Raw genomic sequence first — 22537 nt, forward strand, 5'->3', positions numbered from 1 at the left:
TTCACAGTCCCGGTCGCGCATGAGTCCGCTGGTCGCGGCGGTGTGAGTGTCCGGGTCGGCCCGTCACGAACGCAACGAAGCTCCGGTTGAACCGGGTGACCTTCCCAAGTCGCCCTGAACCACCGGAGCTTCGATGTGCCGCCAGTCTGCCACCGTGCGTCTGATCAAGTCGCCCGCGCCGGACGGCACGGCAGGGTTGTCGCTGGTGGAACGACTGCAACTGCTGCCCGACCCGCGTAGGCGGCGAGGGCTGCGTCACCCACCTCCTGAGCATCGCCTGACCAGCGCACCCACGAGATCACCGGACTTTGCAACGCCCCTGGAACGGCAGCCCCGTGGTGATCGAGTTCAAGAAGGGCTCCGGCAGCGGGGTGCTGTCGCAGACGGTCTCGTACCTGTGCCGGCCGCGTTCGGCGCGGCACGAGTTAGAGGCGCCGGTCCGGAAGGTGCTGGGCGCGGGGGCCGCCGATCCGACGGGTTCCGGCCCCGTGCCGGAGTCCTTGCAGGACCTGCACGCGGAGCTGGACGAGGCGCTCACGACGTGGGGCGGGGTCGAGGTGGCGCCGCTGCGGCACTTCACCGTCTACGGGACACCGTCAACGCTCCGACATGTTCACGCACCGCACCCTGCAGGCTGCCCTGACGGGCGGGCCGCTGCGCCTGTACGGAGACGGACACCAACGCCGGGGCTTCACCTACATCGACGACGCGGTCTCCGCCACGATCGCGGCGGCCACGACGTCGAACCCGAGGGACGTGATCAACGTGGGTGGCGGCTCCAGCGCCTCGCTGCTCGAAGTGATCGGCATAGCACGGAGCCTGGTCGGCCGCGAGATCGAGGTGCACCAGGAGAACCCTCGCAGCGGCGACGTCCTCACGACCCGCGCCAACCCCGGCCGCGCCCACGAGGTCCTGGGTCGGCAGCCTCAAGTCGACCTCCACAACGGCATGCGATCCCACATGCAAGCCCTCGCCGCCGACGCATACATCAACGTCCAGGGCGACGAGCCGTTCATCGCCCCGACCGCGATCGACGCCGTCTCCCAGGCGCTGGACGACCTACCCTCTGGCGCACTCGCGGTGAACGCGTGCACGAAGCTGGACAGCGCCATCCTTCAATCCCGAACAGGTCGATCTGCCCACACGGAGTCGTCCACGCTGCGATGACGTCCGTGGCCACGGGCGAGCCTGCCCCTACGCACATGAGGAACCTTGATGAGCAACGACCCGTGGAACACGATCCGCACCCTTGCCGCGCTGTTCACCCGGCTCGGTGCGTGGCACTCAACGCATCGGGCCGGAAGGCTTCGTCAAGCTCGCCTCAACCCAGATGGCGTTCCTCTGAGGTTGCTCACTGTCGCCCCAATCGGAACTGGCCTCCGGGCCCGAATCCCAGTCGCTCGCACAACCGTGTCAAATGGTTGGTCAGGGTGCGCGTGCTGACGTCCAGTTCGTTCGCGATGGACGCTTGAGTCCTGCGCCGACTCAGCCCACTCAGGATCGACCGCGTCATCGGGGTCGTGAGCATCTCCGTCGGCGCCCCGCTCGGCTCGCCGCCCCTCCACGGCTCCGCACGCCTCCGCTGGTCCTCGAAGACCGCCGCGGCAAAGGCGAGCATGCCGTCATGCTGCGCCTTCACGGGCGCCGAATTCAGTCCGGGCCGGCAGGCCCCCAGGCCGGCGGCCGGGCCTATCTCGCGCGCTTCGACCGGCACCGCACCGAACCCGACGGAAGCGTTCGGGCGTGGCACTGCGCCGACGTCCCCTTCGCCTTCGGCAACCACCACAACAGCGACCTGGCATTCCTCATCGGCGGCGTGCCGATCGCGCCCATGACGGCGTCACCACCTCTGGTGGTGACGCCGTTCGGCCATCATGCGGCCGAGGTACGGGGCGACGCCCCTCCTCGCAGGCCGCGGGCCACCAGGTTCGGGCGAGCAAGTGCGTGAACAGCGTGTCCAGTTGCTGTACGGCCGTGGGCGTAAGCGGTGTGTCGCGCAAGGTACGGCGGGCGGTGTACAGGTGGCGGAGTGCCTCGTCGTGGGTTGCCGACCGGCCGCCGGCCTTCTCCACCAGCGCTGCGACGTGTGCGGCCTCGTCGTCGTCAGGGCGCCCGTCTTCTGGTCGGCCATCGAACGGTACTCGTCCGGGCCTACCGCTCCGGACCCGTGCCACGGGCGGTCCTCGAAGCCCAGATCCTGTGCCTGGCCGCTCACCAGTGTGTTGAGGGTCCTGCACGGGCACCGGACCGCGGCTCCTGTGTGCCGGCTCCGGGCCTCGGCCAGGGTCGCCACGGCCTGGGCGAGGAGCGCGTCGCTGCGAGAACGGCCGGGCCCGTCCCGTACGTCTTCCACACCGCCGGGCGCTGTCGGCGCCGTGCGTCGGCATCCATGATGTCGTCGTGGAGCAGTCAGAAGGTGCGGACGAGTTCGACGGCCACGGCTCCCGGGACGGCGTCGGCGCCGTCGGCCCCGACGGCCTCTGCTCCGAGCACAGCCAGGGTCTGCCGTACCCCCCTTGCCCTCCGATCCGCCCGGGTTCGGCGTCCCTGAGGCGTCGGCCCAGCCCGGTGCGTACGCCGACATCTCACCGGTCCAGGGGTACAACCTTCCCACCGCCTCCACCAGTGCCGGCCGGACCAGCGCACGGCAGCGGTCCAGGACGGCGGACGGCGAGGGGTGGTGAGGGCGGGGCGGGCTCATCAGCGCCGCGCCCGCAGGACCGACGGCGGATGAGCCGGCAGGTGTGCCTACGCGTGAGCAGGCCGACGACGACGGCTTCGGCAGGGCGTTCATCGCAGCCCCTCCACGTCCACCGCCCGCAGGGCCTCCGGTACGAGAGCAGTACGCGCAGTGTCCCTGTGGTCGGACCTGGTTCTGCTGCCCGCGCCCGGCCACGGCTGGGCGACGCACTTCGCGGCCCCGGACGAGGCGACCCGGGCCGTCACCGCCGCCCTCGACGGCGAGCGACCGGCCGGCTACCGGTGCGCCTGCCCCGCCCCCGCGCCGGAGGCGCCCCTTCGTGAGGGGGTGCCGGTGCGAGCGGGGAACGGGCCCTCGACGAACTGACCGTCCACCAGCCGCTCGGGCGCATCGCGTACTTCCACGTCCTGTTCATCGCCCCGATCTGCCGGCCGCCGATCGGATGCCGGCGTCGGGGCCGGCCTGCTGCCACCATCGGGCTCACGGGTCCCTGTCCCCGGAGACGGTGCCGGCGGGCTCCGCGCGGGGAGCGCCCCTGGAGGTCGCTGCCGAGTTGCCCCACCACTACCGGCCCTGCCCGCGCACGTCCGGCACGTGCTGTGCGGCCTGCCGTGTCACGTCGGCCACGGCGGCGGTAGGGAGTGGCCGAGGCGTGCCCGGCTTGTCGCCGAAGCGGACGTGCTCGTCGCCCTGGGAGCAGGACGTGACGAACAGGGCGGGGCGGAGGAACCGTGCGGCCCCGGGGGGAGGGCCCGCACGGCATTACCAGACGTAGAGAGGGGAAGCGCGCACGTCCGGTTCCACTCCGCACCGCCTATGACTGTGATCCACGTCGCACCTCGCGTGCCCGCCGTGGCGGGCACGCGTCCGGGCTCAGGCCACGCCGTCCTCCCACCACCACGACTGCGAGCCGTACGCGTACTCGACCCGGGAGTCCACGTGCTGCCACGACACCGTGTACGTCTCCAGACCCGAGTACCCGCAGGTCTCGGCCTTCTGGTAGATGCTCTTCGTGGACAGCCCGGAGATGGCGACGTCCGCGGCGATGCCGTACAGGTGCATGGAGTTCGAGGCGCCGCCCACCGAGGAGTTGTGGGAGATGCTGCGGAAGCCGGAGTTGATCGTGACGGCCCGGTCGCCGCACTTCTTGCGCAGCGCCTCCAGCTTGTACATGTTGCGGCGCACGTTCTCCTTCACGGTCGCCGCGCCCACCTTGCCGCCCGAGAAGCCTGAGCCGTCCTTGCTCTGGAACTCGGAGAAGTCGAAGTGCGCGGTCGAGCCGTCGGAGCTCTCCAGCGCGTTGAGCTGGCTGAAGGTCTGGGGCCCGGCCACCCCGTCGGCGGAGAGCCCGTACGCCGCCTGGAAGCGGCGCAGCGCCGCGCCGGTGCCGGGGCCGAACTGGCCGTCGACGGTGACGTACGTCTGCTGGGCCGAGCTCGCCGCCCAGCCCGCGATCCTGATCTGGAGCTCCGTGACGGCCGCGCCGCTCGCGCCCTGGGCGAGCTGCGAGGGCCAGCCGTACGCGGCGGCCGGGGAAGCCAGGACCAGACCGCCGGCGACGGCCAGACCGGTGGCCGCAGCCGCGCCGGCGCCGAAGCGCAGCAGTGAACGGCGGGACAGGTCGGATGCCGTTGTCATGGTGAACTCCTCTTTTCCTAGTACCAGTTGTGGGACTGCCAGAAGGACCATGCCCCGCACGGAGTGCTGTAGCGGGACTTGATGTAGTCGAGTCCCCACTCGATCTGGGTGGCCGGGTTGGTCTACCAGTCGGGGCCCGCCGCGCCCATCTTGTCGCCGGGCAGGGACTGCGGAATGCCGTAGGCGCCGGACGAGGGGTTCGTCGCGTACACCTTCCACGCGCTCTCGCGGATCCAGAGGTTGTCGAGGCAGCCGAACTGGCCGCTCACGGACCAGCCGTGCTCGGTGATCTTCCACTGTGCGGTGATCTTCACGGTACGGGCCACCCGCATCGCGTTCATGGTCGCGGGACCCGCGACACCGTCGGCGGACAGGCCGTTCGCCTGCTGCCAGGACGTCACCTTGGACTTGGTGCCGTCGCCGTACGCGCCGTCGGCCGTGGCGCCGGCCTTGCGCTGCACCTCCTTCACCTTGTTGTGCAGGGCGAGTTCGGTGCGGCTGCCGTAGTCGCCGTCCTCGGCGAGCCCGTTGTCCTGCTGGAAGGAGCGGACCGCGGCGGTGGTCTGCGCGCCGTAGACACCGTCGATCCCGCTGGCCGGCAGATAGCCGATGCCCGCGAGGTTGCGCTGGATCCAGGTGGTGGAGTCCAGGGCGTGCGCGGGGACGGAGGGCGCCAGCACGGCGAGCAGGGCGGCGGCCAGCACGAGCGCCGCCTGGGCGAGCGGCAGGCGACGCCGGAGGTCCGGCGTTCGGGTGGGTATCACTCGGAGTCCTTGTCTTCGCGGTGGATCGGGGAGCGGCCGAAGTCATGGTGCTGCCGGGGCGATTGCTTCGGAGCCTCTCGCGAGCGATACGGGACGGGACCGGGACGCGCGGGACGCCGGGGGCGTGCGGGACGGGACGGGGCGGGACGACTCGTGCTACGCGGCTGCTTGTGGCACAGATCACTCGCGCGGGCCCTGGAGGTCTGTGAGTCCGCTGTGTCGCGGGTGTCCCGGTGTGACAAAGTCCTGCCGCAGGTAGCGGCAAGTTGTTCATGAACTCCCTTACTTGCAAGGTGGGTTCAACACGGGGAGAGGCTTCGGATGACTGCTGTCGAGAAGCAGGCCCGGGACGATCGGCGTCGGCGGGACGCCGAGCTCAGGGCCGTCCGCGAACGGGTCCTGGCGGGGATGCGCCGGATCAAGGAGGAGTTCGGCCTGAGCTACGGCCGGCTCGCCGAGAAGACGCACTACAGCCGCTCGTCCTGGGAGCGCTTCCTCAACGGGAAGCAGTGGCCGAGCCGCGCCGCGATCCAGCAGCTCGCGGACGTGGTCGGACAGGACCCCACGCCCCTGATCGCCCTCTGGGAACACGCCGAGAAGCTGGCCCGCAGAAGCAGACGCGAGGGAGCCGGGCCAGAGGTCCAGGGGGAGCAGGAGCCGGAGCGGGGAGAGCGAGAGGGGACGGACGGCCTGGGCCCGGAGGGCCTGGGCGAGGGCCGGGGCGAGGGGCAGGACGAGGGCCGGGGCGCGACGGCGCCGGGGCCGGAGGAGCCGGCGGGCCGGGGGAAGCCCGTACGGGACGGGGAACCCGTACGGGAGAGGGGACCCGTACGGGAGGAGCGGCCCGCGCCGGGTGGCGCGCCGGCCTCGTCACGAGAGCCCGACGGGTCCGCGCGGGCAGGGGCCGGTCCGGCCGCGGAGCCCGCCGGAGGCGCGGCCACGGCCACCGGCGCCGCGCCGGATCCGGACCGCGCCGCCGGGCCCGGGCCCCGCCCCGCCGGACGGGTGCGGCCGCTCGTCCACATGGCGATCGGCGCGGTCGTGGGCGCCCTGATCGTGATCGCCGTCCTCGGAGTGAAGTCCGCTCCGGACGGCGCGCGGTCGGACGCGGGTAAGCCGACGGCGAGCGGCGAGAGTTCGGGGGTGACGGCCCAGGGCGCGGCCGAGCGCACGCCCGGCGCCGAGTCCGACCACCCCCTGCCCGGCTGCTCCGGGGAGTCCTGCCTCGGGCGCGAACCGCAGACGATGAACTGCCAGTGGGACGCGAAGACCGTCCGGCTCCTCTACCTGCGCGGGCTGCGGATCCAGCTCCGGCACAGCGCCGCCTGCCAGGCGGTCTGGGGGCGGCTGGAGAACGGGGCGATCGGCGACGGTGTGATCATCACCGACAAGGGCAGCCGAACGGAGGAGTCCACCATCCGGGTGGACCGCGACACCTACACGCGGATGCTGTCGGTGGCCGAGTACCCCCTTTCGACCATCTCCATCTGCGGAGTGATCCCGAAGGTCAAGGAGCAGGAGTGCGACCCCTCGCAGGACGCCCCGCAGCCCTGAGGCGGCGACGCCCGGCGGGATACCGGGGCGTCCCGAGAAGCCGACGCGCCCAAGTCCGAGGTGCGGGACTCGCTGATGGGACAAGGGAGTTGCTCATAGCATTCGGCCGCCGCTCCGCGTTGTGCGGGGCGGCTGCCGAACACATGGGGAGAGACGATGAGCGACCTGCCGATGCCGCGTCCGCGACGGCGCGCGCTGCTGTCCGGGGCCTTCGCCCTCGGTGCCGGAGCGGTCCTGGGGACCGCGCTGCCGGGGACCGCGCGCGCCGCCGCGGGGGCCGCGCTCGCCGGACCGGTGATCTCCGGGTGCGTGGCCTGGGGCGCCCGCGAGCCGAGCACCCCGGTGAAGCTGCTGGCCACCGGGCCGCAGAAGATCATCGTCCATCACACCGCGACCCCGAACAGCACCGACCACTCGCAGGCGCACGCCTTCGAGCTGTCCCGGTCGATCCAGGCCGACCACATGGACGCGCGGGGCTGGATCGACTCGGGCCAGCACTTCACGATCAGCCGCGGCGGCTGGATCACCGAGGGCCGACACTCCAGCGTCGCCGCGCTGGCCGCCGGTACCCAGCAGGTCGAGTCGGCGCACTGCACCGGCCAGAACACCGTCGCCGTCGGCATCGAGAACGAGGGCACGTACACGTCGGTGGACCCGCGGTCGGCGCAGTACGCGAAGCTGGTCGACCTCTGCGCGTACATCTGCTCCCAGTACGGGCTGCGCGCCTACCAGATCTTCGGGCACCGGGACTTCAACAACACCGAGTGCCCCGGCGACCGGCTGTACGCGCTGCTGCCGCAGCTCAGGGCCGACGTCGCCGCCCGGATCGGCGGCAGCCCGGCGTGGGGCGGCTGGCCGGTGGCGCGGCTCGGCGACTCGGGCGAGCGCGTCAGGTCGCTGCAGTACCTGCTCGACTCCCGGGGCGCCACGGTCGTGGTCGACGGCTCCTTCGGGCCGGCGACCGAGAGCGCGGTGCGGGCGTTCCAGACGACCAACCGGGCCGGGGTCGACGGCGTGGCCGGAAACCAGACCTGGCACCAGCTCGCCAACCCGCTCGCGCGCGGAGCGCAGGGCGACGCGGTGAAGGCGCTGCAGGGCCAGCTCAACGCGCGCGGTCAGACGCTGGTCGTCGACGGCAGCTTCGGCTCGGGCACCGAGGCGGGGGTGCGGGCGTTCCAGACCTCGGCGAGCCTGCCGGCCGACGGCGTGGCGGACGCCCGTACCTGGAGCCGGCTGCTGGCCTGAGTGGCCGGTATCCCGGGCCCCTGGCCTCCCGCTGCCCGTCCCGTCCCCTCGCGTCCCCTCCCGTGTCCCGTGCGTCCCGGGGGGGCGCGCGTCCCGGGAGTGTCCCGAGTGGGCGATGGGACCTACGCATTCGCCGGTCGGCATGGTCAGGATTCCGATGGGCCGAGAACGGCGGCGGCCGGAACAGGCCCCTCGCGCATCATCCATCCCCACCACTCATCCGACCACAGGAGTCACGGCATGCGTCGCAACGGGACGACCCGCGAGGCCCTGCGGACCCTGCCCGGCTGCCTCACGTGGTACGGCGTCGAGGTCGAGGACGAGGACGGCTTCTTCGCCCTCGTCGACCGCACCGTCCAGGGCATCGAGGACGGGTCGGAGGCCGCCCGCGCCGACCGGGGCCTCGGGGCGGCCTACGCCGCCTGCATGGCCCCGGTGGAAGCGGTCCGGGAACCCCTGCGCACCGCCCCCGCACCGCCTTCGCGGCGGCGCACCGCGACGAACTCCGCGCGCTGGAACGCGGCCTGCTGCCGCGCATCCGGGAACTGGAGCACCGGCACGGCCTGACCTTCGGGCACCCGGTGCCCTGAGCACCGTCACGAGGACGTCCGCGGGAACGCGCCAGGCACACCCCGCGCACGTGACCCGCCCCCCCGTTCCCGCACTCCGTCCCCGTAACCCATCGCAACCGAGCCCGACATGATTCGACACGAGAGGGATCGCACCATGCTCCGATCGTCCGGTCTGCGCAAGCAGAGCGTCCGGATCGCCCTGTTCCTCGCCCTGACCACGGCCCTGTTCGTCCAGACGGGCACCCCGGCCCAGGCGTTCGCGGGAGCGGCGTACCACCTGCAGAGCTCGGGCAACCGAGGCAGCGACGTCGTCGCCCTCCAGCACCTGCTGAGCGCGCGCGGCCAGTCCGTGGCCGCCGACGGGGTCTTCGGCTCCGGCACGGCGACCGCCGTCAAGGCCTTCCAGAGCTCCCAGGGCCTGACGGCGGACGGCATCGTCGGCCCGAACACCTGGGGCAAGCTCGTCGCCACAGTGCGCCAGGGCGACAACGGACCGGCCGTGAAGGCCGTGCAGTACCTGCTCAACGCCAAGCGTTCGGCGGGCCTGACGGTCGACGGCGACTTCGGCCCGGCGACCGCCACCGCGGTGAAGACCTTCCAGAGCCACGCGGGCCTGTCCGCCGACGGAGTCGTCGGCCCCGACACCTGGCGCAACCTGGTCTGGCACTACGAGCTGGTGAACTTCACCAACATCTGCGACCAGAACCCGGACGGCAACGCGACCGCGAACTGGGCCACCGCCGCGGCCGTCGGCCAGCTGGAGGCCGCAGCCGCGTCGTTCGCCTCGACCGGTCAGGGCAAGGTGCCGATGGGCGACGCGAGCTTCGAGCACGGCGGCGACATCCCGGGCCACGCCAGCCACGAGGTCGGGCTCGACATCGACATCTGGCCGATCCGCACCGATTCTGCGCAGTGCTCGGCGGGCCGGATCACCTGGCAGTCCGGCACCTACGACCGGGCGGCGACCCGCCAGCTCGTGCAGGCGATCCGCGCGGCGGCCCCCGGGCACATCGAGGTCATCTACTTCAACGACCCGACGCTGATCTCCGAGGGCCTGACCACGCAGTACCCGAACCACGACAACCACCTGCACGTCCGCTACCGCTGACGCGGGCCGACGCAGCACGCGAAGGAGAGACATGCGCAGACGCTTCCCGGCGCTGGTCGCCGCGGTCATCGCCGCGATGATGGCCGTCCTGCTCGGGCCGAACACCGCCTCGGCCGCCACCTGGCCCGTCATCGCCAACGGCGACAGCGGGGCCCAGGTGACGACGATCCAGCACCTGCTCAACCACCGCGGGTACACGACCGCGGTCGACGGCCAGTTCGGTCCCACGACCGAGGCGAAGGTCTCGGCGTTCCAGAGCGCCAACGGGCTCACGGCCGACGGCTCGGTGGGCCCGCTGACCTGGCCCAAGCTGGTCGCCACGGTACAGAGCGGCAGCACCGGCAACGCGGCCAAAGCGGCACAGACCCAGCTGAACCGGTACGGGTACGGCCTCGTCGTCGACGGTGACTTCGGCACCGCGTCGACCAACGCCGCCAAGGACTTCCAGTCCAAGCACGGCCTGACGGCGGACGGCATCGTGGGCCCGAACACCTGGAACGCCCTGGTCGGCGGTTCCGGCAGCGGCGGGGGCGGCACCAGCCGCGCCCAGCTCGCAGCGTCGATCGACGCCAACTCCCGTATCTCCCTGCTCACCTACCACGTGAGCGGGGTCGTCGACGCCGACTCCACGGCCCAGGCGAACATCACCGACACGAAGAACGGCACCACCGCCGAGACCAGCAACTACAGCGACGTCGGCGAGCGCGAGGTCTGGCTCTCCACGGCCATGCTCAACGGCATGCTGAAGCTGGCCACGGAGCGGGGCTACACCTTCCTGGTCACCGAGATCGCGGGCGGCGACCACTCGTCGAACTCGAACCACTACAAGGGCATCGCGTTCGACGCGGACAACATGTCCGTCAGCAACGCCACCTTCGTCAGCGCCTGCCGCGCGTACGGCGCGACGGAAGCCCTGGACGAGGGCAACCACGTCCACTGCGCCTGGCAGTAGCCCGAAAGGCAGGAGAAGCGGCCGACGCCCACCCCCGGCGTCGGCCGCACCGCTCTACTCGCCGTCCGGCCCGTCGGCGTCCGACCGCCGCTTCAGGTCCTCGACCTCGGCGTCCAGTTCCCCGACGCTCAGCCGCTCCACCGAGGCGCCGTGGCGGGCGGCGAGTTCGTCGGCGGGCTCGGGGTGGCGTTCGTGGAGGTGGAGGACGAGCATGGCGCCGCCGTCGGGGCCCCGGGCGCTCAAGGTGATCAGCGCCTCGCCGCCCGCCTCCAGGTTGTGCTGCTCGGCCGCGTCGCCCAGCAGCGCACCGGCGGTGAAGCCCAGCAGCGCACCGACCGGGCCGCCGAGCGGCCCCAGCGCGAGACCGGCCGCGCCCCCGCCGACGGTGGCGGCACCCGTCCCGCGCACGTGCGCGTCCAGCACCTCCAGCTCACCGTCGGTCCGCCGCGCCACGCTCACCTCCTGCCGGTACCCCGGCAGACGCTGCACCTCCCGGAACGCGGCGCCGCAGCGCTCCGGATCCTGGAAGGCCAGCAGCAGGACGTCGTCACGAGATGAGCTCTCCACGGCCCGAGCCCAACCGCGCGTCACCCCGAACCCCCGGCTGCCCGAGGTCGCCGAACGAGTGAGCCGCGAGCCAGAAGTCGTAGGGGCGGGGGTGGTAAAGCCTCTGGGCGAGCGACCGTCGGACCAAGATCCGGACCATTCCCGGACCAGCCATCGCCACAGAGCCACGCCTGGCAGCATTTCCCCAGGTCAGCATGGGTTCAGCTGCTGCACCACCAGCAGGCGAAGAACCTGCTGGTCAGCCACTCGCCGAAGTAGAGCGAGTTCTTCTGGGCGTTTGGGCGATACGCACCAGAGAAAGCTCATCGAGTTCGCGAGCTGCCGGGCGCCGTCGTGGTCCCGTCGCACGACCCCTACGGCTCCGGGGGCGGAACGGGCCCGACCCTGGACTGATGACCCGTCAGCAGATTCAGCAGAAGGTCAGCATTCAGCTGACCGGACCCGCTCGCACACGGGCACGCTCCGGGAACACACCCGTCGGCCGCGCGACTGCGGGAGGGCTGCAACGCACCCCCTCCCACAGTCGCCACGGCAGCCACAGGAAGAGGCCGAGCACCCCCGACCCCACATCGAATCGGCAGAGGAAACAGCAGTTCAGCGCACCCGTCCCCCGCGCCTTTAGCTGCGTCGCCGGCACCTCCGGGGCGTCCAGCCGGCCTCCGTCGCACCCCTTCACCTCGCCGAAGCGCGAGCCGGTCATCCAGTTCTCCCGGGCCTTGCGGATCTCGCCGTCGGTGCGGCCGCGGCGCTGCGGCTTCGCCGGCTTCAGCGTGTTCGGGTGGACCTGCCCCCGCACCCGGTAGATGTCCTGCGTCGCGACGTCGTGGACGTTCAGCCGGTCGCCCCCAGCACCGCACGAAGCCGACCGGCCCGGAATCGGCCGCTTCCGACCGCCGACGCACCGGTGCGCGGCCGCGCCCCTGCAGCGATAATTGCGTCATCATGCACAGATGCAAAGAGCACCCACCACAAGCCCTTCCTGATGACCAGTCAGGAAAGTCGGCACCGGGTCGGTGCCAGTACCGCACGGAACCGCTCCCGAGCGCCATGAAACGCCAAGGCCAATAACATTCCTCACCCATTCTGACCTGCGAAAAGCCTGCTCAGCTACATGACTGCCAGTCTCACCAGGAGGTACCCGTGAGGATGCTCATCAACGTTCCGGAGACCGTCGTCGCCGATGCGCTGCGGGGGATGGCGGCGGCTCATCCCGAGTTGACCGTGGACGTGGAGCGGCGGGTCGTGGTGCGGCGGGACGCGCCGGTGGCGGGGAAGGTGGCGCTGGTGTCCGGGGGTGGGTCGGGGCACGAGCCGTTGCACGGGGGGTTCGTGGGGCCGGGGATGCTGGCGGCGGCGTGTCCCGGGGAGGTGTTCACGTCGCCGGTGCCCGATCAGATGGTGCGGGCCGCGGCGGCGGTGGACAGCGGGGCCGGGGTGTTGTTCGTCGTGAAGAACTACACCGGGGACGTGCTGAACTTCGAGATGGCGGCGGAGCTCGCGGAGGACGAGGGCATCCAGGTCGCGAAGGTGCTGGTCGACGACGACGTGGCGGTGACGGACAGCCTGTACACGGCGGGGCGGCGCGGGACCGGTGGCACGCTGTTCGTGGAGAAGATCGCGGGGGCGGCGGCCGAGGAGGGCGCGCCGCTGGAGCGGGTGGAGTCGATCGCCCGCCGGGTGAACGAGCGGTCGCGGTCCTTCGGCGTGGCGCTGAGCGCGTGCAGCACGCCCGCGAAGGGCAGTCCCACCTTCGACCTGCCGGACGGAGAGCTGGAGTTGGGCGTCGGCATCCACGGTGAGCCGGGCCGCGAGCGCCGGGCCATGATGACGTCGCGGGAGATCGCCGACTTCGCCGTGGACGCCGTCGTCGAGGACCTGGGGCCCACCGGTCCGGTGCTCGTGCTGGTGAACGGCATGGGCGGGACGCCGCTCCTGGAGCTGTACGGCTTCAACGCGGAGGTGCAGCGGGTGCTCACCGAGCGGGGCGTGCCGGTGGCGCGGACGCTCGTCGGGAACTACGTGACCTCGCTCGACATGGCGGGCTGCTCCGTGTCGCTGTGCGAGGTGGACGAGGAACTGCTGCGGCTGTGGGACGCGCCCGTACAGACGCCCGCCCTGCGCTGGGGCCGGTGAGCCGGGCCGTGGGGACGCCGGCGGGCGAGAGAGAGGGAGAGGGAGAGGTCATGACGGAGACGTTCGGTGCAGAGTTCCTGCTGCGCTGGCTGGCCGCGGTCGCCGAGGCCGTGGAGCGCGAGGCGGAACGGCTGACGGAGCTGGACTCGGCGATCGGCGACGCCGACCACGGCGCCAACCTCAAGCGGGGATTCGCCTCCGTGGCCGAGACGCTGGCCAAGGAGCCGCCGTCGACACCCGGCGCCGTGCTCACCACCGCCGGACGGCAGCTCATCTCCACGGTCGGCGGCGCGTCGGGCCCCCTGTACGGGACGCTGCTGCGCCGCACGGGCAAGGCCCTCGGCGAGGACGAGCGGTTCGACCGGGCGCGGCTCGCCGAGGCGCTGGGTGCCGGCGTCGCCGCCGTGTCCCAGCTCGGCGGGGCGCAGGTGGGCGACAAGACGATGCTGGACGCGCTGGTGCCGGCCGTGGAGGGCCTGCGGACCTCGTTCGGCGCGGCCTCCGCCGCCGCCGGGGAGGGCGCCGTCGGGACCGTACCCCTGCGGGCGCGCAAGGGCCGGGCGAGCTATCTCGGCGAGCGGTCGGTCGGGCACCAGGATCCGGGGGCGACGTCGTCGGCGCTGCTGTTCTCGACGCTGGCCGGGACCGCGCGCACCGAGGGGGCTTCGTGAGCGCGGCGGCCGATGGTTCGGCTGACGGCTCGGCGTCCGGTGCCTCCGCGTTCGTCGGCATCGTGCTCGTGTCGCACAGTGCGGCGGTCGCGGGGGCAGTGGCCGAGCTGGCGCGGGGGCTGGCGGGGGGCGGGAGGCTCGCGCCGGTGGCGGCGGCGGGGGGAACGCCGGACGGGGGTCTGGGGACGAGTTCGGAGCTGATCGCCGAGGCGGCGAAGGAGGTCGACCGGGGGGCGGGGGTGGCGCTCCTGGTCGATCTGGGAAGTGCGGTGCTCACGGTGAAGGCCTTGCTCGCCGAGGGGGACGAACTGCCCGCGGGTTCGCGGTTGGTGGACGCTCCGTTCGTCGAGGGCGCGGTCGCGGCGCTGGTGACGGCGAGCACGGGCGGAGACCTCGACGCGGTGGCCGCGGCGGCCTCGGAGGCGTACGCGTACCGCAAGGAATGAGCCCGCGCGGCGAGTGCGCGGAGTGACGGAGGGGGCGCGGCGGGTGGCGGCCGTGTTGTGATGCAGCAGGTCAACCCACTAATGTCGCAGGGCCTTGGTGTACGGGAAACCGGTGGAGTACCGGTGCGGCCCTCGCCACTGTGATCGGGAGGTCCGGCTCCACCCCCGCGGGTAACACCCTCGGGGAAGCCACTGGACCGCGGCGGGAGACCGTCTCGGTGTGGGAAGGCGGAGTCGGACGGCATGACCGTCAGCCAGGAGACCGGCCAGGGTGCGTTGTCCATCCACGAGGTGCTGGAGAGGTCTCCCGACCATGCATATAGCCGAGGGGTATCTGCCCCCCGCTCACGCCGCCGCCTGGGGCGTCGCGGCCGCCCCGTTCGTCGTCCACGGGGTCCGCGCGCTGACCCGCGAGGTGCGGTCCAATCCCGAGTCCACGCTGCTGCTCGGCGCCTCCGGCGCCTTCACGTTCGTCCTGTCCGCGCTCAAACTGCCTTCGGTGACGGGGAGCTGCTCCCATCCGACCGGTACGGGACTGGGCGCGATCCTGTTCCGGCCGCCGATCATGGCGGTCCTCGGCACGATCACCCTGCTGTTCCAGGCGCTGCTGCTCGCCCACGGCGGCCTGACCACGCTCGGCGCCAACGCCTTCTCGATGGCGGTCGTCGGGCCCTGGGCGGGGTACGGGACGTACCGGCTGCTGCGCCGGTTCGGTACGCCGCTGATGGTCGCCGTGTTCTTCGGCGCGTTCGTCGCCGACCTGTCCACGTACTGCGTCACCAGCGTCCAGCTGGCGCTCGCGTTCCCGGACGCCGGTACGGGGGTGCCGGGCGCGCTGGCCAAGTTCGGCGGGATCTTCGCGGTGACGCAGATTCCGCTGGCGGTGAGCGAGGGCCTGCTCACCGTGCTCGTGATGCGGCTGCTCAGCCAGTCGAGCAAGGGCGAGCTGACCCGGCTGGGTGTCCTTCCCCGGCCGCGGACCGCGCTCGACAAGGAGGCGGCCGCGCGATGAGCGTCAAGATCAGCCGTAACACGAGGATCAACGGACTGCTGCTGCTCGTCGTCGTCGCGCTCGCGGTGCTGCCGCTCGCGCTGGGTCTCGGCGACCACAAGGAGCAGCCGTTCAGCGGGTCCGACGGGGAGGCCGAGACGGCCATCACCGAACTCGATCCCGACTACGAGCCCTGGTTCAGCCCCCTGTACGAGCCGCCGTCCGGCGAGATCGAGTCGGCGCTCTTCGCGCTCCAGGCGGCCCTGGGCGCCGGATTCCTGGCGTACTACTTCGGCCTGCGGCGCGGCCGCCGGCAGGGGCAGGCGCGGGCCGCGGCGGCCGTGACCGGGGCGGACGGCGCGGCGGACGGGGACGGGGACGGGGCGGTCGGTGCGGCGGCCGTGACCGGGGCGGACGCTCCGGCGGCCAAGGCCGAGGCGGAAAGTACGCCGGCGGCGGACGAGGGCGGCGCGGGTGCCGCTGCCCCGCCCGTCGACGGGCGGGGCGTGTAGGCGCCGATGCTGCCCATCGACGCGGCCGCGCACAGCAGTCGCTGGCGCTCCCGCCATCCCGCCGAGAAGGCGCTGCTCGGTTTCGGTCTGACGCTGTGCGCGGTGGCCCTGCCGCCGTGGCCGGGTGCGGTGCTGGTGGCGGCGGTGACGCTCGGGGTGCTGCTCGGACCGGCCGGTGTGCCGGGCCGTCAGTTGTGGCGGGCGTTTCGCGTTCCGCTCGGCTTCTGTGTCACGGGCGCGGTCCCGCTGCTGTTCGAGGTGGGCGGGGCGCGGGGGATCGTGGCGCTGGCGCCCGGTGGCCCGGAACACGCGGGCGGGCTGCTGCTGCGGACGGCGGCGGCCTCGCTCGGGGTGCTGCTGTTCGCGTTCACGACGCCGGTGTCCGACGTGCTCCCCCGGCTGGTCCGGGCGGGGGTGCCGGCGCCGGTGGTGGACGTGGCGCTCGTGATGTACCGGATCATCTTCCTGCTGCTCGACTCGCTGTCCAGGATCCGGCAGGCCCAGGCGGCCCGGCTGGGGCACACCACCCGGGCCGCGACCTGGCGTTCGCTCGCGGGGCTCGGCGCCACCACGTTCGTCCGGGCCTTCGACCGGGCGCAGCGCCTGCAGTCGGGGCTCGCCGGGCGTGGCTACGACGGAACGCTGCGGGTGCTCGTGCCCGCGTGCGGGATCTCCCGCCGGTTCCTCGCGGCGACGGCCGTGCTGCTCGGGGGGCTCGTCGCCCTCACCCTCGTACTGGAAAGGTTCCTTCCGTGACGCCTCAGAACGCGACGACGCCCCGGGGCGCGACGCCCGTCGTGGAGCTGGTGGGGGCGGGGTACGCCTACGAGGACGGGCCGGCCGTCCTGTCGGGGGTGGACTTCGCGGTGGCGGAGGGGCGGGCCGTCGCGCTCCTAGGCCGCAACGGCAGCGGCAAGACGACGCTGCTGCGGTTGCTGAGCGGCGGGCTGCGGTGCGCGAGCGGGTCGCTGCTCCTGGACGGCGCGGAGGTGGCGTACGACCGCCGGGGGCTGACCCGGCTGCGGACCACCGTGCAGCTCGTGGTGCAGGACCCGGACGACCAGCTGTTCGCGGCCTCGGTCGGCCAGGACGTGTCGTTCGGGCCGATGAACCTGGGGCTGCCCGAGGAGGAGGTGCGGCTCCGGGTGCGCGAGGCGCTGGAGGCGCTGGACATCGTGGCGCTCGCGGACCGGCCGACGCACCTGCTGTCGTACGGGCAGCGCAAGCGGGCCGCCATCGCCGGCGCCGTGGCGATGCGGCCCCGGGTCCTGATCATGGACGAGCCGACGGCCGGCCTCGACCCGCACGGGCAGGAGATGCTCCTCGACGCCCTCGGGCGGCTCCGCGCGGCGGGCACGACCGTGGTGATGGCGACGCACGACGTGGACCTGGCGTTGCGCTGGGCCGACGAGGCGGCGGTCCTCGCCCCCTCCGGTCTCCGCACGGGTCCGGTCGCCGAGCTCCTCGCCGACGACGCTCTGCTCGCGAACGCCCGGCTCCGCCGCCCCTGGGGGACCGCCGTGGCCCGCCTCCTGCGCGAGCGGGGCCTGCTCGCCCCGGGCGCCCCCGAGCCCCGGACGCCGGAGGACCTGGACGCCTGGGTCGGGGCCGGGGCGTACGCGGCGGACGGCTCGCCTTCCTGAGCGGCGGCGGCCCCGTGGTTGCCGAGCAGCGCCTGTGGGTGCCAGCAGCGCCCGTGGGCGCCGAGCAGCACGCGTGGTCGCCGAGCAGCACGTGTGGATGCCGAGTGGCTCCCGCGGTCACCGAGCAGCCTCCGTGGTTACCGAGTAGTAGACGTCACGTCCCGAATCTTCTGCAACTAGTTGCATAACGACAGGGGGTCCCCTAGAACTGAGGTCGACGATCCTGCGCGAGGAGGCGCCCCCATGACCCCGTACCCGCACCTGCTGAGCCCGCTCGACCTCGGGTTCACGACCCTGCCCAACCGGGTGATCATGGGGTCGATGCACGTCGGACTCGAGGAGACCGAGCACGGCTTCGAGCGCATGGCCGCCTTCTACGCGGAGCGGGCCAAGGGCGGCGCCGGCCTGATCGTCACCGGCGGCATCGCGCCCAACGAGGCCGGGCGGCCGTGGGACGGCGGGGCCAAGCTGACCACCGCCGAGGAGGTCGCCGAGCACCGGCTGATCACCGACGCCGTGCACGCCGAGGGCGGCCGGATCGCGATGCAGATCCTGCACTTCGGCCGGTACGCGTACCACCCCGGCCTGGTCGGCCCCAGCGCGCTCAAGGCGCCGATCAGCCCCTTCGTACCGAACGAGCTGACCGACGCAGAGGTCGAGCAGACCGTCGAGGACTACGCCCGCTGCGCCGAGCTGGCCAAGGAGGCCGGCTACGACGGCGTCGAGGTCATGGGCTCCGAGGGCTACCTGATCAACGAGTTCATCGCGGCCGCCACCAACCAGCGCACCGACCGCTGGGGCGGCAGCTACGAGAACCGCGTCCGCTTCCCCCTGGAGATCGTCCGCCGGATCCGCGAGCGGGTCGGCGAGGACTTCATCCTCGTCTACCGCCTGTCCATGCTGGACCTCGTCCCCGGCGGCTCCACCCTGGAGGAGGTCGTCCAGCTCGCCAAGGAGATCGAGGCCGCGGGCGCGACGATCATCAACACCGGCATCGGCTGGCACGAGGCGCGCATCCCCACCATCGCCACCTCGGTGCCGCGCGGCGCGTACACCTGGGTGACGAAGAAGCTGATGGGCGCGGTGTCCGTGCCGCTGGTCACCAGCAACCGCATCAACACGCCCGAGGTCGCCGAGGAGATCCTCGCCGACGGCCGTGCCGACCTCGTCTCGCTGGCCCGGCCGTTCCTCGCCGACCCCGCCTTCGTCGCCAAGGCGGCCGCCGACCGCGCCGACACCATCAACACCTGCATCGGCTGCAACCAGGCCTGCCTGGACCACACCTTCAACCTGAAGATCACGTCCTGCCTGGTCAACCCGCGCGCCTGCCACGAGACCGAGCTCGTCCTCTCCCCCACCCGCCTCGCCAAGCGCGTCGCCGTCGTCGGCGCCGGCCCGGCCGGTCTCGCCTGCGCGGTGTCGGCGGCCGAACGCGGCCACGCCGTCACCCTCTTCGACGCCTCCGCCGAGATCGGCGGCCAGCTCAACGTCGCCAAGCAGGTGCCCGGCAAGGAGGAGTTCGACGAGACGCTCCGCTACTTCCGCGTCCAGCTCGCCGAGCGCGGCGTCGACGTCCGGCTGAACACCCCGGTCGCCGCGGGCGACCTGGACGGCTACGACGAGGTCGTCGTCGCCACCGGCGTCTCCCCCCGCACACCCGCCATCGCGGGCGTCGACCACCCCAGCGTCGTCAGCTACCTCGACGTGCTGCGCGACGGCGCACCCGTCGGCGACCGGGTCGCGATCATCGGCGCGGGCGGCATCGGCTTCGACGTCGCCGAGTTCCTCACCGACGGCGGCGAGGGCGCCAGCCAGGACCCCGAGACGTACTTCCGCCAGTGGGGCGTCGACACCTCCTACGAGAACCGCGGCGGCCTGCGCGCGCCCGAGCGCAACGCCCCGCCCCGCCAGGTGCACCTCCTCCAGCGCAAGACCTCCAAGGTCGGCGCGGGACTCGGCAAGACGACCGGCTGGATCCACCGCACCGAACTCAAGCACCGGGGCGTCACCATGGTCGCCGGCGTCTCCTACGACCTGATCGACGACGAGGGCCTGCACCTCACCATCGACGGCGAGCAGCAGCTCCTGCCCGTCGACACCGTCGTCCTCTGCTCGGGGCAGGAGCCGAAGCGGGACCTGTACGACGCGCTGGTCGCGGCGGGCCGCACCCCGCACCTGATCGGCGGCGCCGACGTGGCGGCCGAGCTGGACGCGAAGCGCGCCATCGACCAGGGCACCCGCCTCGCGGCCACCCTGTGACGCCCGCTCCGTGATCACCGTGGCCGGCCGAACCTAGGATGCGAGCATGTCCCTCCCGCACGCGATCCTCACCGCGCTGCTCGAAAAGCCGTCCTCCGGCCTCGAACTGACGCGCCGCTTCGACAAGTCGATCGGCTACTTCTGGTCGGCCACGCACCAGCAGATCTACCGCGAGCTCGGCAAACTGGAGCAGGCGGGGCACATCCGCGCCCTGCCCGCCCCGGTGCCCGCGCGGGGGCAGAAGAAGGAGTACGAGGTGCTCCCCGCGGGCCGGACCGAACTGAGCACCTGGGTGGCCCGCGCGGAGGACCCCAAGCCCATGCGCGCCGCCCTCCTCCTCCGCATGCGCGCCGCCGCCGTCGTCGGCGCCCCCGGACTCCGCGCCGAACTCCGGCGCCATCTCGACCTGCACCAAAGGCAGTTGGACGAGTACCTCGCCATCGAAGCCCGCGACTTCCCCACCGACCGCCGCCACACCGAACCCGACCGCCTCCGCCACCTCGTCCTACGCGGCGGCATCGACATGGAACGCTTCTGGGTCCAGTGGCTCACCCACGCCCTCACGGAACTCGACGAGAAGTGACGGAACCGGGGAAGCCGAATCGGCGGACCGGAGGGGAGCGAGGCGGCGGCCGGACGGGAGGAGCCGGACGGGGACCGACCGCTGCACGACCGGTCCCCCGCCTCCGCCGACCGGTCCAGGCGCGCCAGAGCGCGCCGCGTCGGTGGCGTGTCGGCGGGACGTCCATGGTGTCCGGGGCCGTGCGGGCGATCGTGCCGTCGGTGCCGTTCAGCAGGCGGGTGAGGGTCCGGGTCCGGGCGCGCAGGCGCTGTCGTGCCCTGCGCTCGTCGTGCGCCGACCAGCGGGCGACGGCGCGGTCCTGGCAGAAGCGGGGCCAGGTGTAGAGGTCGACGGTCCGGTGGACCGCCTCGGGTCGGGGTCTGGCGTGTTTCCGCGCTGCCTCGGCGAGGTGTTCGGCGCTGTACCTGAGGTCTCGGAGGACTCCGGAGCACCAGGGGGTGCCCCGGAGGCGGTCGATCGGGAAGGGGCGGCGGGAGGCGGGGAGGTGATGGGCGGTGCGTGACATGCGGCTCCGTGGGTGAGGACCGCCAGGGATCTCCTGGCGGCTACCTGAAGCCGGTGGGGGCGGTGGGGCGTTCGGATGCCATGGGCCCGCCTTACGGCAGGGGCGACGGGGGTGGTGGGGGCGTGGATACTGGGGAGTTCTGGTTCCGGGAGAGGAAAGGGCGGGTATGACCGACGACTTGGGGCACCGGGGGACGCGTCACGCGGTGGTCATCGGGGGGAGTCTGGCGGGGCTGCTCGCGGCACGGGTACTGGCGGAGCACGCGGAGCGGGTGACGGTGGTCGAGCGCGACCGGTACCCGGAGGGGCAGGAAGCGCGGCCGGGGGTGCCGCAGGGGCGGCACCTGCACGTGCTGATCGCGGGCGGGCAGCGGGCGCTGGACGAGCTGCTGCCGGGGTTCATGGCCGAGTTGGGGGAGCTCGGGGCACCGAAGGTGGGCGTGCCCGAGGACATGGTGCAGTGGCAGAACGGCCGGTGGTTCCGGCGGACGCCCGCGACCGCGCACTTCTACACCGGTCCGCGGCCCCAGCTGGAGTGGCTGGTGCGGCAGCGGGTGCTCGCCGATCCGCGGATCGAGCTGGTCGAGGGCACCGAGACGGTGGGACTGGCCGGTGACTCCTCGCGCGTGACGGGCGTACGGCTGCGCGGGCGCGGCGCGGGGGCCGACAAGGAGACCCGCGTCCTGGAGGCCGATCTGGTGGTGGACGCCTCGGGGCGGTCCACGAAGGCCGCCGACTGGCTGGCGGGGATCGGCGCGGAGGCCCCGCACGAGGAGACCCTCGACACCGGTCTCGCGTACGCCACCCGGGTCTACCGCTCCCCCGCCGACCTCCCGGGCACGGACGCGGTCGGCTACTACCTCGTGCCCAACCCCGCGCAGGTGTACGGCGGTGTCGTGCTGCCGCTCGGCGACGGCCGGCACCTGGTGACGCTCTCCGGGCTGCGCGGTGACGAACCGCCCACGGAGGAGGGCGCGTTCGAGGAGTACGCGAAGCGGCTGCCGCACCCCGTGGTCAGCGACTGGCTGGCGCGGGCCGAGCCGGAGTCGCCGGTGTACGGCTTCCGCAAGACCGCCAACATCCGCCGCAGGTACGACCGTCCGGGTCGCCGGCCGGCCGGCTTCCTGGCCACCGGTGACGCGCTCTGCGCGTTCAACCCGATCTACGGGCAGGGCATGGCCGTCGCCGCGATGAGTGCGGTGGCGCTGCGCCGGGCGCTCACCGACCCGAAGCGCACGCCGACCACCTTCCAGGTGCAGCGCGCCCTGTTCGACGCGTCGAAGCAGGCCTGGGACATCTCGGCGGGTGCCGACAAGAAGATGCCCGGCGCCACCGGCGACGCTGCGCGCCCGGGGCCGGCGGACAAGGCGGTCGGCTGGTACCTGCGCCGGGTCCAGGAGCGGGCGGCGGGCGACCCGGTCGTCGGGGCGCCGTTCCGCGCGGCTCTCACGCTGACCGCCCCGCTGACGGCCCTGTTCGCGCCGGCGGTGGCACGGGCGGTGCTGTTCGGCCCGGTCCGGGAGACGCCGGCCGAGCCGCCGCTGCGGCGCGACGCGTGAGGCCGTTCGCGTGAGGCCGTTCGCGTGAGGCCGTTCGTGTAAAGACCGTTCGCTTAAAGACCGTTCGCGTCAAGGTCGCTCGCGTAAGGCCGTTCGGGTGAGTGGCCGCCCCCGGTGACACGGGGACGGCCACTC

General features: G+C 72.7%; 21 protein-coding genes, 2 pseudogenes and 1 riboswitch. Of the genes and pseudogenes, 18 read left to right on the plus strand and 5 right to left on the minus strand.

Going from position 1 to position 22537, the window contains the following annotated elements; all coding sequences use genetic code 11:
* The first annotated feature begins 609 nt into the window (after window positions 1-609).
* Window positions 610-1167: an NAD-dependent epimerase/dehydratase family protein gene (locus ACIQFX_RS21260; RefSeq protein WP_402465481.1), complete on the plus strand. Its 558-nt coding sequence runs from the start codon at window positions 610-612 to the stop codon at window positions 1165-1167.
* Between the two features lie 457 nt (window positions 1168-1624).
* Window positions 1625-1948: a hypothetical protein gene (locus tag ACIQFX_RS21265; protein WP_402465648.1), complete on the plus strand. Its 324-nt coding sequence runs from the start codon at window positions 1625-1627 to the stop codon at window positions 1946-1948.
* Window positions 1949-2104: 156 nt separating this feature from the next.
* Here ACIQFX_RS21265 and ACIQFX_RS21270 read toward each other — a convergent pair.
* Window positions 2105-2701, minus strand: a pseudogene (locus ACIQFX_RS21270) (polyprenyl synthetase family protein); the annotation flags it as partial.
* 150 nt (window positions 2702-2851) lie between these two features.
* Here ACIQFX_RS21270 and ACIQFX_RS21275 point away from each other — a divergent pair.
* Window positions 2852-3067 carry a hypothetical protein gene (locus tag ACIQFX_RS21275; protein WP_402465484.1) on the plus strand — a complete coding sequence of 72 codons (216 nt, stop codon included), beginning with the start codon at window positions 2852-2854 and terminating at the stop codon, window positions 3065-3067.
* A 507-nt stretch (window positions 3068-3574) separates the two neighbouring features.
* On the opposite strand, the gene ACIQFX_RS21280 is transcribed toward ACIQFX_RS21275, so the two are convergent.
* Both ACIQFX_RS21280 and ACIQFX_RS21285 read right to left on the minus strand, forming a co-directional pair.
* Window positions 3575-4339, minus strand: coding sequence for a D-Ala-D-Ala carboxypeptidase family metallohydrolase (locus ACIQFX_RS21280; protein WP_402465486.1), 765 nt, complete (start codon window positions 4337-4339; stop codon window positions 3575-3577).
* Between the two features lie 122 nt (window positions 4340-4461).
* Window positions 4462-5103, minus strand: a complete 642-nt coding sequence (locus tag ACIQFX_RS21285) for a peptidoglycan-binding protein (RefSeq protein ID WP_402465489.1) — start codon at window positions 5101-5103, stop codon at window positions 4462-4464.
* Window positions 5104-5424: 321 nt separating this feature from the next.
* On the opposite strand from ACIQFX_RS21285, the gene ACIQFX_RS21290 reads away from it, so the two are divergent.
* From ACIQFX_RS21290 to ACIQFX_RS21310, 5 genes are all read left to right on the plus strand, one after another.
* Window positions 5425-6657 carry a helix-turn-helix domain-containing protein gene (locus tag ACIQFX_RS21290; RefSeq protein ID WP_402465492.1) on the plus strand — a complete coding sequence of 411 codons (1233 nt, stop codon included), beginning with the start codon at window positions 5425-5427 and terminating at the stop codon, window positions 6655-6657.
* 156 nt (window positions 6658-6813) lie between these two features.
* Window positions 6814-7902 (plus strand): N-acetylmuramoyl-L-alanine amidase, encoded by a 1089-nt coding sequence (locus ACIQFX_RS21295; RefSeq protein WP_402465495.1) that lies wholly within the window; start codon window positions 6814-6816, stop codon window positions 7900-7902.
* 240 nt (window positions 7903-8142) lie between these two features.
* Window positions 8143-8469, plus strand: coding sequence for a hypothetical protein (locus ACIQFX_RS21300; protein WP_402465497.1), 327 nt, complete (start codon window positions 8143-8145; stop codon window positions 8467-8469).
* Window positions 8470-8628: 159 nt separating this feature from the next.
* A complete protein-coding gene (locus ACIQFX_RS21305; RefSeq protein WP_402465500.1) occupies window positions 8629-9582 on the plus strand; it encodes a penicillin-insensitive murein endopeptidase in 954 nt (317 codons plus the stop codon).
* 31 nt (window positions 9583-9613) lie between these two features.
* Window positions 9614-10534, plus strand: coding sequence for a peptidoglycan-binding protein (locus tag ACIQFX_RS21310; protein WP_402465503.1), 921 nt, complete (start codon window positions 9614-9616; stop codon window positions 10532-10534).
* A gap of 54 nt (window positions 10535-10588) precedes the next feature.
* Here ACIQFX_RS21310 and ACIQFX_RS21315 read toward each other — a convergent pair whose 3' ends face one another.
* Both ACIQFX_RS21315 and ACIQFX_RS21320 read right to left on the minus strand, forming a co-directional pair.
* Window positions 10589-11101, minus strand: a complete 513-nt coding sequence (locus ACIQFX_RS21315; protein WP_402465506.1) for a hypothetical protein — start codon at window positions 11099-11101, stop codon at window positions 10589-10591.
* Between the two features lie 607 nt (window positions 11102-11708).
* Window positions 11709-11843: pseudogene (locus tag ACIQFX_RS21320) on the minus strand (pirin); the annotation flags it as partial.
* Window positions 11844-12241: 398 nt separating this feature from the next.
* Here ACIQFX_RS21320 and dhaK point away from each other — a divergent pair.
* The 10 genes from dhaK to ACIQFX_RS21370 all read left to right on the plus strand — a co-directional run bounded on the left by dhaK (window position 12242) and on the right by ACIQFX_RS21370 (window position 22402).
* Window positions 12242-13234 carry a dihydroxyacetone kinase subunit DhaK gene (gene dhaK / locus ACIQFX_RS21325; protein WP_402465509.1) on the plus strand — a complete coding sequence of 331 codons (993 nt, stop codon included), beginning with the start codon at window positions 12242-12244 and terminating at the stop codon, window positions 13232-13234.
* A gap of 50 nt (window positions 13235-13284) precedes the next feature.
* Window positions 13285-13905, plus strand: coding sequence for a dihydroxyacetone kinase subunit DhaL (gene dhaL / locus ACIQFX_RS21330; RefSeq protein ID WP_402465512.1), 621 nt, complete (start codon window positions 13285-13287; stop codon window positions 13903-13905).
* On the plus strand, window positions 13902-14351 hold the full coding sequence (locus tag ACIQFX_RS21335) for a PTS-dependent dihydroxyacetone kinase phosphotransferase subunit DhaM (RefSeq protein WP_402465514.1): 450 nt from the start codon (window positions 13902-13904) through the stop codon (window positions 14349-14351). The genes dhaL and ACIQFX_RS21335 overlap by 4 nt, the downstream gene beginning before the upstream one ends.
* 78 nt (window positions 14352-14429) lie before the next feature.
* A riboswitch (cobalamin riboswitch) is annotated at window positions 14430-14637 on the plus strand.
* A gap of 27 nt (window positions 14638-14664) precedes the next feature.
* Window positions 14665-15363, plus strand: a complete 699-nt coding sequence (locus ACIQFX_RS21340) for an energy-coupling factor ABC transporter permease (protein ID WP_376489194.1) — start codon at window positions 14665-14667, stop codon at window positions 15361-15363.
* Window positions 15360-15854 (plus strand): energy-coupling factor ABC transporter substrate-binding protein, encoded by a 495-nt coding sequence (locus ACIQFX_RS21345; RefSeq protein WP_402465519.1) that lies wholly within the window; start codon window positions 15360-15362, stop codon window positions 15852-15854. The genes ACIQFX_RS21340 and ACIQFX_RS21345 overlap by 4 nt, the downstream gene beginning before the upstream one ends.
* A 6-nt stretch (window positions 15855-15860) precedes the next feature.
* The gene (gene cbiQ, locus ACIQFX_RS21350) at window positions 15861-16610 is read left to right on the plus strand and encodes a cobalt ECF transporter T component CbiQ (RefSeq protein ID WP_402465522.1); all 750 of its coding nucleotides are present in this window, start codon (window positions 15861-15863) and stop codon (window positions 16608-16610) included.
* Window positions 16607-17497, plus strand: a complete 891-nt coding sequence (locus tag ACIQFX_RS21355) for an ATP-binding cassette domain-containing protein (RefSeq protein WP_402465525.1) — start codon at window positions 16607-16609, stop codon at window positions 17495-17497. Before cbiQ ends, ACIQFX_RS21355 begins: the two co-directional genes overlap by 4 nt.
* 243 nt (window positions 17498-17740) lie before the next feature.
* Entirely contained in the window at window positions 17741-19756 is a 2016-nt protein-coding gene (locus tag ACIQFX_RS21360) for an FAD-dependent oxidoreductase (protein ID WP_402465527.1), read from the plus strand.
* 46 nt (window positions 19757-19802) lie between these two features.
* Window positions 19803-20339, plus strand: coding sequence for a PadR family transcriptional regulator (locus tag ACIQFX_RS21365; RefSeq protein WP_402465529.1), 537 nt, complete (start codon window positions 19803-19805; stop codon window positions 20337-20339).
* A gap of 671 nt (window positions 20340-21010) precedes the next feature.
* A complete protein-coding gene (locus tag ACIQFX_RS21370; protein WP_402465531.1) occupies window positions 21011-22402 on the plus strand; it encodes an FAD-dependent oxidoreductase in 1392 nt (463 codons plus the stop codon).
* Window positions 22403-22537 lie beyond the last annotated feature (135 nt).

Origin of the sequence: Streptomyces sp. NPDC093089 (assembly GCF_044754405.1) — a bacterium.
Taxonomy (GTDB): domain Bacteria; phylum Actinomycetota; class Actinomycetes; order Streptomycetales; family Streptomycetaceae; genus Streptomyces.